The sequence below is a fragment of the Bacillus sp. AFS037270 genome, assembly GCF_002585305.1.
In genome coordinates, this window is record NZ_NUNF01000087.1 from 1 (window position 1) to 12,037 (window position 12,037).

General features: G+C 38.3%; 16 protein-coding genes and 1 pseudogene. 13 read left to right on the forward strand and 4 right to left on the reverse strand.

What is annotated here, in order from left to right; genetic code table 11:
* The coding region (locus tag COD92_RS29025; protein WP_141561158.1) for a DnaD domain protein at positions 1-288 on the forward strand (288 nt) is incomplete at its 5' end.
* A 346-nt stretch (positions 289-634) separates the two neighbouring features.
* Here the strand turns inward: COD92_RS29025 and COD92_RS29030 are convergent.
* The gene (locus COD92_RS29030) at positions 635-1,906 is read right to left on the reverse strand and encodes an FAD-binding protein (RefSeq protein WP_098527959.1); all 1,272 of its coding nucleotides are present in this window, start codon (positions 1,904-1,906) and stop codon (positions 635-637) included.
* A 386-nt stretch (positions 1,907-2,292) separates the two neighbouring features.
* On the opposite strand from COD92_RS29030, the gene COD92_RS29035 reads away from it, so the two are divergent.
* The 8 genes from COD92_RS29035 to ltrA all read left to right on the forward strand — a co-directional run bounded on the left by COD92_RS29035 (position 2,293) and on the right by ltrA (position 8,294).
* A complete protein-coding gene (locus COD92_RS29035) occupies positions 2,293-2,733 on the forward strand; it encodes an SRPBCC family protein (RefSeq protein ID WP_098996762.1) in 441 nt (146 codons plus the stop codon).
* 380 nt (positions 2,734-3,113) lie between these two features.
* Positions 3,114-3,458, forward strand: coding sequence for a PadR family transcriptional regulator (locus COD92_RS29040; protein WP_098527961.1), 345 nt, complete (start codon positions 3,114-3,116; stop codon positions 3,456-3,458).
* Complete coding sequence (locus COD92_RS29045; protein WP_098996763.1) at positions 3,455-3,796, forward strand: DUF1048 domain-containing protein; 342 nt, start codon at positions 3,455-3,457, stop codon at positions 3,794-3,796. Before COD92_RS29040 ends, COD92_RS29045 begins: the two co-directional genes overlap by 4 nt.
* 92 nt (positions 3,797-3,888) lie before the next feature.
* Positions 3,889-3,981: a hypothetical protein gene (locus COD92_RS29050; RefSeq protein ID WP_480254355.1), complete on the forward strand. Its 93-nt coding sequence runs from the start codon at positions 3,889-3,891 to the stop codon at positions 3,979-3,981.
* Between the two features lie 158 nt (positions 3,982-4,139).
* Entirely contained in the window at positions 4,140-4,901 is a 762-nt protein-coding gene (locus COD92_RS29055) for an ABC transporter ATP-binding protein (protein ID WP_098527963.1), read from the forward strand.
* Positions 4,902-5,651, forward strand: coding sequence for an ABC transporter permease (locus tag COD92_RS29060; RefSeq protein ID WP_098527964.1), 750 nt, complete (start codon positions 4,902-4,904; stop codon positions 5,649-5,651). It abuts the gene before it with no gap.
* A 291-nt stretch (positions 5,652-5,942) separates the two neighbouring features.
* Entirely contained in the window at positions 5,943-6,155 is a 213-nt protein-coding gene (locus COD92_RS29065) for a hypothetical protein (RefSeq protein WP_176541070.1), read from the forward strand.
* A 912-nt stretch (positions 6,156-7,067) separates the two neighbouring features.
* The gene (ltrA, locus tag COD92_RS29070; protein ID WP_255286544.1) at positions 7,068-8,294 is read left to right on the forward strand and encodes a group II intron reverse transcriptase/maturase; all 1,227 of its coding nucleotides are present in this window, start codon (positions 7,068-7,070) and stop codon (positions 8,292-8,294) included.
* Between the two features lie 186 nt (positions 8,295-8,480).
* On the opposite strand, the gene COD92_RS29075 is transcribed toward ltrA, so the two are convergent.
* The gene (locus COD92_RS29075) at positions 8,481-8,801 is read right to left on the reverse strand and encodes a hypothetical protein (protein WP_098527966.1); all 321 of its coding nucleotides are present in this window, start codon (positions 8,799-8,801) and stop codon (positions 8,481-8,483) included.
* 187 nt (positions 8,802-8,988) lie between these two features.
* Positions 8,989-9,378 (reverse strand): YkvA family protein, encoded by a 390-nt coding sequence (locus COD92_RS29080; protein WP_098527967.1) that lies wholly within the window; start codon positions 9,376-9,378, stop codon positions 8,989-8,991.
* A 177-nt stretch (positions 9,379-9,555) separates the two neighbouring features.
* Between COD92_RS29080 and COD92_RS29085 the strand changes: the two genes are divergently transcribed.
* The 3 genes and pseudogenes from COD92_RS29085 to COD92_RS33125 all read left to right on the forward strand — a co-directional run.
* Positions 9,556-9,969: a hypothetical protein gene (locus tag COD92_RS29085; RefSeq protein WP_098527968.1), complete on the forward strand. Its 414-nt coding sequence runs from the start codon at positions 9,556-9,558 to the stop codon at positions 9,967-9,969.
* Positions 9,970-10,098: 129 nt separating this feature from the next.
* The gene (locus tag COD92_RS29090; RefSeq protein ID WP_098527969.1) at positions 10,099-10,578 is read left to right on the forward strand and encodes a hypothetical protein; all 480 of its coding nucleotides are present in this window, start codon (positions 10,099-10,101) and stop codon (positions 10,576-10,578) included.
* Between the two features lie 49 nt (positions 10,579-10,627).
* Positions 10,628-10,714: pseudogene (locus COD92_RS33125) on the forward strand (GNAT family N-acetyltransferase); the annotation flags it as partial.
* Between the two features lie 138 nt (positions 10,715-10,852).
* On the opposite strand, the gene COD92_RS29100 reads toward COD92_RS33125, so the two are convergent.
* Positions 10,853-11,104, reverse strand: a complete 252-nt coding sequence (locus COD92_RS29100; RefSeq protein WP_098527970.1) for a hypothetical protein — start codon at positions 11,102-11,104, stop codon at positions 10,853-10,855.
* A gap of 260 nt (positions 11,105-11,364) precedes the next feature.
* Here COD92_RS29100 and COD92_RS33520 point away from each other — a divergent pair, with 260 nt between their 5' ends.
* Positions 11,365-11,586, forward strand: a complete 222-nt coding sequence (locus COD92_RS33520) for a hypothetical protein (RefSeq protein WP_306418533.1) — start codon at positions 11,365-11,367, stop codon at positions 11,584-11,586.
* Positions 11,587-12,037: the final 451 nt, after the last annotated feature.

Here is a 12,037-nt window from a genome sequence, read left to right on the forward strand (position 1 = left end):
AATGCGAAACAGCAGCTGTTAGCTTGGTTAGAGGATTCCAGCTTCCTACAGCCGAAAGAGGTCATTTTAAAAGCGATGAATATTGCGTGTGCCAATAACAAGCGAAGGCTTAGTTATGTAGTTGGAATTCTAAAAAACTGGCAAAATGAATCTCTACTGACGGTAGAGGAAATTGATTCGTATCATGAGAACCAAAAACCTGTACCCAAGCAAACGCAACCTGCCATACCTACCGGAAGACAAATTCCTAGGGGATTTGAACTTAATCTAACGGCGGGTGAAGATTGATGAGTGTAATGAAAAAGCATTCTTAGGGTGCTACAGTATATGAAGGAGAAGCATTTTTAATAATCGTAACGAGTTGGTTAACTTAAATATTGTTATGTAAACTAAGAAATTTGTGATGTCGGTATCAATTAATCGAATCAACTATTCTGCAAATTCGAAGCAAAGGAAGTTGAAATTTATAAAGTATTATTTCATGGATAAGTTTTTTCAAAGAGATGATGACTATGGGGTTTGAAAATCTGCAAACTAACAGTAAGGAAGTTAGTGAGGTACTCAGCGGTAACAGGCCTCTTGCATTTATTCGCAAGAGGCCCTCATATTCAAACGGTTATTTTGCTTAGCTCTTTCACTCTGCCGCATTAAATATATATTTATTCAAAAATGCATTGCGAAATTTGCCATTCGGATCATATTTCATAAGTAGTTGCTGAAATGCAGGCATCTTTTCATAAAGTGACTGTATTTTTGCGGGGGAAGTAGTAAACAATTTTCCCCAATGCGGCTTTGCTTGAAAAGGTTCAAGCTGTGCTTCGATGAGTGGCAGCACCTTCTGAACATCTTCCCATTTATCTTGCCACGTAAAGTGAATGGCCACGGTATCCTGCTTATAGGATGGGCTTAACCAAAGCTCGTCCTGCGCAATGGTCCGCACTTCGCATATCAATAGATGCGGCGCAATTTGTTCACGGATTTCACTAATCGCACAAAGAGCGTCATAGGCATGCTCGCGGGCCATAATATATTCACTTTGCAGCTCTTGACCTTTACTTGGGGTAAAATCCATTCGGAAGTGTGGCATACGATCAAGCCAATCCCCTGGCACGCTTAGCTGGGCTGTACAATTCTCTGCTCCAACCCCGGGTACGGGATGTAGATTTTCTTTGGCCGCTTTTGCTTCATAAAATTCCTCTCCGAACGAAACAGACTGATCATCCGTCAGTTTGCTCTTCAGCCACACCTGGTTAAACCTTTCATCCTGCCAATCGGTAAACAAACTAACGCTATAGGCACTAGAAGAAATGGGGTCAAAATGTTGAGCTAATTGTGCTAACGGAAGGTTCTCGTAAACATCCTGCCTCATTTGATGACTTGGGTGGACATCCAGTGTTAGCTTTGTGACTACACCTAATCCTCCTAGTCCAACAACCACACCATGGAATTCTTCTTCCGATTTTTCTTTTGAAAAAGTGACAATACTTCCATCAGCAGTGACCACTTCCATCGCACGTACCGCTGCAGCTAAATTTTGATTGCCATTCCCAGAACCATGTGTGGCTGTTGTACAAGCCCCAGCAACCGAAATGTGCGGAAGGGAAGCAAGGTTATGTAAAGCATAGCCATGTTGCTGAAGCACTGGACAAAGGTCCCCATATTTGATTCCTGCTTCCACGGTTACAGTTTGCTTTTCTCGATCAATGGATAATACCTTGTTGAGCTTCTGCAAGGATACCATATTCTCATTCGAATCTGCGATGCTATTAAACGAGTGACGCGTTCCGATCACACGCAGCTTTTTTAAACTTGAAACCAATTGTTGAACTTCTTCAACAGATTCAGGTTCATGCCAGTAATTCGTACTATATTGAAAATTACCTGCCCAATTTCTTTTCCTCTCCATGAATCCCACTCCAGTTTAACTTTTTTACTTATTTGAACTATATACATAAAAAGAAAGGGTTTTCAATCATTATAGCATTCTATACAACAGCATGAGACAGAAAAACACAAGGGGAATGTATATTAATTTTTTATGAATCTTACTTAATGGTAAACCTGTATAAACACTAATACTTATTCATATTTGTGAAGCGATGCTTACTGCACTTACTGAGCAGTTAGTTGAAGAGCGGTGTTTTACTTGTGCTCAATAATCGGGCCAGATTGTAGAGAATTGGAAAAAGGAAAGCTATGTATAATCAGTGATGTAATTTAATGCTTTTTATGTAATAATTATTTTGTAAAAATGTAAATTTACAATTCATACGTAGTGAAAGTGGGGATCATATGGCAACGGGAACACATATAGTAGAAATTCCAGTAGATGTACAAGCAGTTTGGGATTATGTCAGTGATCTTGAAAAATGGGCAACGTCAGTACCAGCTTATAAAGAACATGAAATCATAAATGACAAGCAATCTATTTGGACATTTGAAGGTAGTGTGAAAGCTATTAAAAAAACAATACAAGCGCAGGTAGATATTACCGAATGGAATGAACCTTCAAATATTAAGTTTGAACTAAAAGGTTTGTCAGATAATTTTACAGGAAGCGGTCACTTTACTGCAGAAGATGTTAATGGTAAAACAACAATGACTTGTACGGTGAACGTCCATGCAGGTGGATTATCAGGTGCGGTGTTAACACCAATTATTAAATGGGCTGTTCCAAAAGTAGCATCTCGTTTAACAGAATCTATCGCACGTAAAATTGCAGTATTCTCATAGTTTTCAGTTGAAGGCCGATTCATTTTGGAGAGACCTTCTCTGATGTAAAGATGGTAACATTCTGAAGTGAACAATATAATGATAAAGAGTTTTACTAGAAATTTTATCATTAGCTTAAAAGGGGGCTGTCCTAAAAAATGGATGGCCTCTTCTTCTTGAGAATAATCACGTGTCTGGCTAAAGTCTAAGCTGTCAAATTTGATAAAAACACCTTTGAAGCCGTAATAACGGGCTCTTTTGACGAAAAGTTTTATTGACAAAAGATACTATTTAGTAATACTATATACTAGTAGTCAGTAACACTGAATATAAGTAACACAAAATACCCGTGTTACAGAGTACTAAAAAAAAATAAGTAAAATATAAATGGAGGTAAAAAATTGGAAAATATCACGGAAATGCTGAAAGGGGTGCTTGAGGGGTGTGTGCTTGAAATCATCAGCCGTGGCGAAACTTACGGCTATGAAATCACGCAACAGCTGCGAGAACTTGGCTTCATTGATGTGGTTGAAGGCACAGTTTATACGATTACCATGCGGCTTGAGAAAAACAATCTGGTGGACATCGAGAAAAAGCCATCCACTATGGGACCGCCGAGAAAATTTTACACACTGAACGCAGCTGGTCAAGAGCAGCTTGAAATTTTTTGGAAAAAATGGAATTTCGTTTCAAGTAAAATAAACGAACTTAAAACTAAAATAAAATTAAAAGGAGAAGTAAAATGAATATTTTTGAAAAAATTATCGGAAGTCTGGATGACAAGCGGGAATGGAGGTCGATGGAGGCACGTGCGAAGGCACTTCCAAGTGAGTACCGCAACGCTTACAAAGCGATCCAAAAATATATGTGGACTGCTGGTGGTGGTCCCACCGACTGGAAGGACAGCAGCCGTATCTTTTACGGCATTCTCGACCTCTTCGAGGAAGGTGCAGCGGATGGCAAGAAAGTCACTGACCTCACGGGCAAGGACGTGGCTGCTTTCTGCGACGAGCTAGTGAAGGGCGAGAAAACTTGGAGGGACAAATATCTCACGAAGTTGAACGATACGATTGATCGTGACTAACGGCGAAATCCTAGTGGATTTTCGCCTAAGCATCGACACTAACGACTCAAACCGTCACTGGGGACGACTTGGCTTCCTTTGCCGACGAACTAGTGGCGAACGCTAAAACCTATGTCGACAAGTATCGTGAAAATTTGAATCAGCGAATCATGAAGCGATTGGAAAAAAGTAAATTCAATAGATAATTTCGACTGAATAGCTGGTTACAAATGTAATGTGTTACCTTCACTATTCAGTTATATTTTAACTTGGTAGTGAGTAATACAGAATATCAGTCAGACTTAATAGTGAAAGTATAGGCAATCTAGCGCCTTGCTGCGCTTTTTATAAGGGGGAAAAAAGTATGAGCAATGCAGCGATTTCTGTAAAAGGGTTAAAAAAATCCTTTAAAGATAAGGAAGTCTTAAAAGGGGTGGATTTTGATGTGCGGCGTGGCGAAATTTTCGCACTGCTGGGCTCAAATGGAGCGGGCAAGACGACGACGGTCAACATCCTCTCGACGCTCATGAAGCACGATGGTGGCGAAGTAAGTATTTGCGGATTTGACATCCAGCGTCAACCAGATCAAATTCGCCAGAGTATCAGCCTGACAGGGCAGTTCGCAGCTTTGGACGGCATGCTCACCGGTCGGGAAAACCTGATAATGATCGCCAAGTTGCGGGGAATTTCCAATACCGCTCAAGTCGCCGACAATCTGCTTGCAAGATTCAGCCTGACCGATGCGGCCAACCGCCGGGCGGACAAATATTCCGGCGGGATGAAGCGCCGGCTTGACATCGCCATGAGCCTGATTGGGACGCCAGCAGTCATTTTCCTTGACGAACCGACGACAGGGCTTGACCCCGAAGCGCGGATTGAAGTATGGGATACCGTCAAGGAGCTTGCTGGCGGCGGCACGACCATCTTGCTGACGACCCAGTACCTGGAGGAAGCCGAACAACTGGCGGACCGTATCGCCATCCTGCATGGCGGAAAAATCATCACAACCGGTACCCTTACCGAACTCAAAGAGATGTTCCCGCCAGCGAAAGTGGAGTACATCGAGAAGCAGCCGACATTGGAGGAAATTTTCCTCGCGATCATCGGCAAAAAGGAGGAGATGTAAATGAAAAGCAAAACAGGGGTATTACTAGGGCGTTTAATGCGCAACATCATGCGAAGCCCTGATACGATTATCACGGTGGCGATTACGCCGATTATGATGATGCTGCTGTTTGTCTACGTATTTGGCGGCGCTATAGAGACAGGCACGGACAACTACGTCAATTATTTATTGCCGGGAATCTTGCTGATGGCTATCGCATCCGGCGTCGCTTACACTTCCTTGCGGCTATTTACGGATGTAAAGAGCGGGCTGATGGCGCGTTTCATTACCATGCCCATCAAGCGCTCATCGGTATTGTGGGCTCACGTGTTGACTTCGCTTGTTTCCAATGCGCTTACTGTCGTGGTGGTTATCCTCGTCGCGCTCTTGATGGGCTTCCGTTCCAGCGCTGATATCCTGGATTGGCTCGCTGTAGCTGGGATACTCGGGCTGTTTACGCTGGCGCTGACATGGCTGGCGGTCATTCCCGGATTAAGAGCGGGGTCTATGGAAGGGGCGACAGCCTACTCGTACCCGCTGATTTTCCTGCCGTTTATCAGTTCGGCCTTTGTCCCCACCGAAACCATGCCTAAAATTGTCCGTGCGTTCGCTGAAAACCAGCCCGTAACTTCAATCGTAAATGCAATTCGTGCCCTCTTGTATGAAGGGTCTGTTGGCGACGGTATCTGGATCGCTCTTTCCTGGTGCGTCGGCATTATGGTCATCGCTTATTTCATCGCCTGTAAAGAATTTAAACGCCAGTTAGGGTAAGTACACCATTATGGGATTAGCCAAATCAATAGTCCAGCCGCTCCGATAAATGTATTTGCTACACATGGAAGGCTGCTTAAATGCGCTGCAACTATTGGTGAAATAATGGAAACCCTCAAATATGGTGTTGAAACTGACTACTGCGTAATTCAGAGAAAACGGTTTTGAATGAAAAGCCCATTTTATCTGTTGTATTAGGCATATGTCCTTTAAATTCTAGAATTCAAGACAAATACCCAAGAACTTTAACCCAAAAATGCATATGCTCTAATGTAAAATGAAATGAGGAGGATGACTGTTTACATGATTAATGCCTATAATGAGAGGGTAGGTTTAGGTGGACCAGGATCAGGTTTTGGTTTTGCACCAGGACTTGGTTTTGGAGCTCCAGGCTATCCGCACCCGCACCCACACTACCCGTACTACCATCATCACTATCCGTACTACCATCACCACTACCCGTACTACCATCACCACCACTATCCGTACCACCACCCTTATTAAGATTTGCTGATAAACTCGCCGTCAAAATAAAAATGAACAGAAGTTCCTAAAAGAAACAGGCGTGTTTCTACATTAGTAGAAACGCCTGTTTCTTTTAGGAACGGTGGAGGTTTGTGCTTTTATTGCTGGAGGTTACTTCATATAATCCCTCTTTATTTTTATCATAGCCTTAGCTGAGTTAGGCTCCTCAGAAAATGCCAAATAATGCTTGGGACAATTAACAAATAAGGCATCGTCTATATGTGATTAAATTTACAAAGCAGATTGTGAAGAATTGTACTTAAAGTAACGGGTTGCGTGTGCGGCCGAGCATAGGTCGTATCATATAGCGGGTGGGATTCCCGTCGAGTAAGAACTAGCCATTCGCTCGTAGCGAGTCTTGGAGGGCTAAAGGTAACTTTAGTCTTTAAGCGTAGACAGTTAGGTGGCGGGCCGAAAGCCAAATGGTTGAAGCGATTGAGCTCCATAATGTTAGTAAATCGAGAGGGCTGATGCCTTACGCACAGCAGAAAGCTACATTTTATCTTTCGTTAAAGGCAAGAAGGATAAAACCTCTCTGGAGTCAGAGACCTTGGCACGTTATACATTGATATGATACGGCAACTCGGGAGACCCTACCGGTCTTTTCTTTTTTTTTTAGAAGAGTATGGTGTACAAGCGATAATAAGCAAGGAAACCAAATGCCGATGTAGGGATTCGGATAGCAGTGTAGTACCAATGAAGTTGGGTAATGCCGACGGAGGAAAGGCTAGCTACCAGTTATCACCCTTACTAGGGACACATTTACTACACACAGAGGTAGGGATAATAAATGGAAACAAAACTACTAAGGATAGCAGAATTAGCAAAATCTGATTCTAAAATGAAATTTACATCTCTTGCACATTTATTAAATGAGCAATCACTAGCTCAATGTCACCAGGAGCTACCTACCAAAAGGCAACTGGGGTTAATGGTACAACTAAAGAGCAATACAGTGAAAATCTAAAAGAAAACATAGAGGATTTAGTAAATAGGCTTAAAAGCAATAGTTATCATCCTGTTCCAGTAAGAAGAATGTATATTCCAAAGCTCAATTCAAACAAGAAAAGACCATTGGGAATTCCGGAACATGAAGATAAGATTGTTCAAAGAGGCATTACGAAAATACTAAATACCATCTATGAAAATGATTTTCTAGACTGTTCATTTGGATTCCGTCCAAATCGTAACTGCCACGATGCTTTGAAAATACTGAACCATTATATTGAAAAGAGATCAGTAAATTATGTAGTTGATGTAGATATTAAAGGATTCTTTGACAACGTTGACCACACATGGATGATGGAGTTCTTAAAACTGCGAATCGCTGACCCTAACTTACTTAGAATCATTGGTAGGTTTCTTAAAGGTGGATATATGGAGGAAGGTAAGAAATATAAAACAGACAAAGGCACACCGCAAGGTGGAGTAATATCTCCGATATTAGCCAATGTATACCTCCATTATGTCCTTGACCTATGGTTCGAGAAAAGGGTTAGGAAACAGTGCAAGGGACAAGCATACATAGTGAGATATGCAGACGATTTTGTTTGTTGTTTTCAATATAAATGTGAAGCCGAGCAATTCTTCCATTCATTAAAGTTGAGATTAAAGAAATTTAATCTAGAAATAGCTGAGGATAAAACCAAAATCATACCCTTCGGGCGGTTTGCGGAGCAAAATGCAAATCAACAGGGAAGAAGTAAACCGGAAACTTTTGATTTTCTTGGATTTACACACTATTGCGGTAGGAGTAAACAAGGGAAATTTCGAGTAAAACGGAGAACAAGCAAGAAGAAAGTCCAAGCTAAACCAAAAGAAACTAAAGAATGGTTGGAAATTAACAGAAATAAAGACATTCATATGATTATGGATAGATTTAAACGCTCACTAGTAGGTTATTACAACTATTATTGCATCACAGATAATACCCAAAGTGTAAACAAATTCAGAGACAAAATCGGGTACTTACTGTTTAAATGGCTCAATAGAAGAAGTCAAAGGAAATCATTTACTTGGGATAAATTCAGACTCTTTCTTAATAAATATCCATTACCCTACGCAAGAGTTAAGGTTAATATATACGACTTAAGAAAAGAAATTAGCTATATTTTGTAAATGATAACTAGGAGGAGCCGTGTGCGTTAATAGCGCAAGCACGGTTCTGTGAGGGGGGAGGAGTACAATTTACCGCAAGGTAGAAAGGCTCCCTTCTACTCGACTAGTTTAAGATGAAAGGGGAATCTCAACAAATGAAGGTTCCCTAATTACTATATAAAAATCTACATTTAAATTTAACAGAGCCTAAAATTTAAATTCTATCCCGTTTTCTATATAGATTGTGTTTTGTAATCCGGTTTGGTTTACCACATATTCAAATACATTTTTTGCTGTACCTCTGATTATCTCGCACAGACCTAAGTTGTCAAACACGCGTGCATAGCAGCGGATAATTAACGTATCATTTTCGTTTAACAGATGATAATAGACGGTTTCCTTATGTATTTTCGAAAAACAGTGGATAAATAGATATTCATCTGTTGGTTCGATTCCTTTTAACAAAAGTTCTTTTTGAACGATTCGTTTTATTTCCGCGGTTTGTTTCTCTGATAAATTTATTCTCATACCAGCTCACCATCTTATTTATTGATCAGCATTCCACATTTATTAATATACGAAAAAGCGAGACCGCCTGTCACAAAAGAAATGGATTGTTGAAACGATCCCTTTTTTATTGTGACTAACTGAGCAGATTTGTTGAAGAAGGGAAATGTAAAGAAGCATATCCCTAAATGTTATTTAATAGCTATTTTCAATGAAATATACCATTACTAATCCAAACCACAAATAAAATCCATATAAGAATGAATAGTATTGCAACAAACCAGTTTTTTGGTTTACCATTTTTCCTAATTTCTTCTGCCTTTTCTCTGTTTTCTTTAATAATGTAGGGTGGTATTAATTTTAGTGCCGGTGAAATGCCCAGCGGAACAATAATTAGGTCGTCGAGATAACCCAATACAGGAATGAAGTCAGGGATCAAATCGATAGGACTAAAAGCATAAGCAACTACACAAATAGCAACCAATTTAGCGTACCAAGGTACTCTATTATCTTTGTATGATAAATATAGAACGAATAAATTTTGTTTTAGTTTTCTTGCGTAGTTTTTTAATTTTGTTAAAGTATTTTCTTGTACCATCTAACTCCCCCTTGTTAGTAATGATTATAAAGTATAAAAGGAGAGAGTTGAAACAATTGTTGGTCAGTGCTTGTTCAACTAACGGATGCAGGTTACTTCAAGAAGGAAACATCTCCCGTCTAATTGTATAATCATAAGAAAGGAGTGATTAGCATTTGAGAAGCATTCCGAAAAAAAATGGAAATATTACTCGATGAAAAAATTGATGAACAAGGGTTTGTTAGCATAATCAATAGCTTTTACAAGCAAGATTGTTATATCTATGCGATTATTCCTCAATATGAACAAGACCTATTTAATGAACTTTCAAATGATTTTATTGAAGTTAACAACTTCCCTTTACCACGTACATTAACAAGGGAAATGGGTTGTTTGGGTTATGTAAAGGACAGCCAAAAACAATATATTTATGATTTTTATTTACGGTCTACTACAATGGATTACTTGATTTTTTCGGAGACTGATGTATCGGAACAATTAAACAAATTAACCAAGAAGAATTTGGACATTTATGAAATGTTTCAATTAAATAAAGTATCTCATATAACCATTGGTCCCGATGGTCAATGGCTAAATATAGTTCAGTATTAAGTTTCCTTAAAGAACTGTCTGCAAAAATGGCAGGCAAGAGGAAAATTCTAGGATTATCCGTGAACATATGGGAATTAAAGAAGAACCAATGCCGTTCTATAATTGGTTGGAACAATAAGGGGAATCAAAATGACTGCCTATCAAGTATTAAAGAGAAACAGAAAAGGTACTGAGTATATCGAGAGTAATGGCGAAATTATCTCAAAGCGTTGTACTGGTTGCAGAGAAATGAAAGAATTAAGTCATTTCAACAAGTCTGATAAATGTTTAGCTGGAAAGAGTAACAAATGTAAAGAATGTCTTAGTTCATATATTAAGCAGTATTATAAAAATAAGCCTGACTATCATAAGGAACGGTACGAAAGAAATAAAGAGAAAATAACTGAATATAGGAGAAGTAGGTACCAAAAGAATAAAGACAATATCAAAAAGCAAAGTAAGAAGTTTCATGAGAAAAACCCTGATTACAATAAAAAGTATTATGAAGAAAATAAAGAACGTATTCTTGAACGAAAGAAAAAGTATGAGGAAGAAAATAGAGAACGTGTACTTAAATCAAAAAGAGAATATGCTAGACGAAAACGTGAAGAAAAACTGTCATTTTTGTAGATTTATACATACTTGCCAGCTCATGCTTGCTGCACTAACTGGCAGGTTAGCAAAATTTGGCTCAGTCAGTCAAAATAATATGGAAAGAGCGGGATTACGTATAGCTTATACAAAGGTAATATGGATTAAAAAGTAAGTTTCATCTTTAACTAACGTTGTAGCTTTACTTAATAAGCTGACCATAATAAAAGGTGTTACCTAAAACTGGAAGCAACACCTTTTATTATTTAAAGTCATTCATATCTATGGAAGTTAGTTTAGCTAATCCAACGGTTTAGGCAATCTGAGAACCACACTCTGATCCAACGTGTTCCGTTTGTGATAAATCATTTAAGGCTTGTTGATTAATCACTTCATTAAAATCAGACGGTTGGTCTAAGGAAATTCCTCTCCGACTAGCAACAGAAATAATTATGCCTAATTCATAATACATATTTTTCGTTAGAATACCTTTTTCAATATTTTTAATAATTTCATTATAAAAACGAATTAAAAACTCAACAGGTAACTTTTCATAGATATTCATTTAACTATTCACCTCAAACTCGAACTATTGTAAACCTTTTCGTAAATTATATCATTATATTTTTATTAAAGTTGTTAAATTTGTGTAAACATTCAAAATCATTATGATTTTTGTTATAACCAAATAACAAGTATTTGAAGAGTAAAATTCCAAAATGCTTAATTTCGTATTGAAGTAACGGGCAGGTTAGCTTAACAAGGACTAATGCCAGAATAATTTAACAATGATAAGAGAAAAATAGTTAAAAAAGGACATTTTTTATGATTGGACTTATTTTTGCTGTTATTCTTTTTAATTTAATTGCTTTAAAAACTAACAAGCGACTTACTAAAAATCAAATTGTTCATATTTGGTCATTCACCATTATTTTGCAGGCGATTGCTGATTTGTATATTGATCAAAAATACCATGGTTATTGGTATTTTACACGACATGTTGATTTCGCAGCTTTACCTACTCTTACAATGCTTTTACCACTGTAAATATGATGTTTTTGAATTGGTATCCATTTAACTCTCCATTATTAATAAGAATTCTTTATTATATTTGCTGGTTAGTATTTATGTTGATTTATGAAGTAATAGCATTACTTCCAGAACCTTGGGGGTACTTTAATTATGGGTGGTGGAAACTGGAGTATTCTATTCTTGTTGACCCTATTTTGTTAGTTATTTTACTGAATTATTATAAGTGGATTTGTAAGATTGAAAAAAGATAACAGGAACAAGCGTTGAAGTTCTAGCTGCCATATTGGTGGCTTTTTCTTATTCGACTAACTGGGCAGAATAGTTTAATAAGAAGTGGGTACTATAAGTTCATTAGGTAGACTGGTGCCTTATTTCAAATATAAAAGTGTCGTCCTTTATTACGTATAAAATTATATATAATTTAAATACAAAATTTGTCCACATTAAGATTAAGGAATGATGATAT

Bases quoted from the DNA above. Each gene is read 5' to 3' on its own strand.
- COD92_RS33520 (WP_306418533.1), top strand. From the start codon at position 11,365: ATGATTGGACTTATTTTTGCTGTTATTCTTTTTAATTTAATTGCTTTA.
- COD92_RS29030 (WP_098527959.1), bottom strand. From the start codon at position 1,906: ATGGAGAGGAAAAGAAATTGGGCAGGTAATTTTCAATATAGTACGAAT.
- COD92_RS29045 (WP_098996763.1), top strand. From the start codon at position 3,455: ATGAATATTTTTGAAAAAATTATCGGAAGTCTGGATGACAAGCGGGAA.
- COD92_RS29035 (WP_098996762.1), top strand. From the start codon at position 2,293: ATGGCAACGGGAACACATATAGTAGAAATTCCAGTAGATGTACAAGCA.
- COD92_RS29055 (WP_098527963.1), top strand. From the start codon at position 4,140: ATGAGCAATGCAGCGATTTCTGTAAAAGGGTTAAAAAAATCCTTTAAA.
- COD92_RS29090 (WP_098527969.1), top strand. From the start codon at position 10,099: ATGACTGCCTATCAAGTATTAAAGAGAAACAGAAAAGGTACTGAGTAT.
- COD92_RS29080 (WP_098527967.1), bottom strand. From the start codon at position 9,378: ATGGTACAAGAAAATACTTTAACAAAATTAAAAAACTACGCAAGAAAA.
- COD92_RS29060 (WP_098527964.1), top strand. From the start codon at position 4,902: ATGAAAAGCAAAACAGGGGTATTACTAGGGCGTTTAATGCGCAACATC.
- COD92_RS29085 (WP_098527968.1), top strand. From the start codon at position 9,556: ATGGAAATATTACTCGATGAAAAAATTGATGAACAAGGGTTTGTTAGC.
- COD92_RS29100 (WP_098527970.1), bottom strand. From the start codon at position 11,104: ATGAATATCTATGAAAAGTTACCTGTTGAGTTTTTAATTCGTTTTTAT.
- COD92_RS29075 (WP_098527966.1), bottom strand. From the start codon at position 8,801: ATGAGAATAAATTTATCAGAGAAACAAACCGCGGAAATAAAACGAATC.
- COD92_RS29065 (WP_176541070.1), top strand. From the start codon at position 5,943: ATGACTGTTTACATGATTAATGCCTATAATGAGAGGGTAGGTTTAGGT.
- ltrA (WP_255286544.1), top strand. From the start codon at position 7,068: ATGTCACCAGGAGCTACCTACCAAAAGGCAACTGGGGTTAATGGTACA.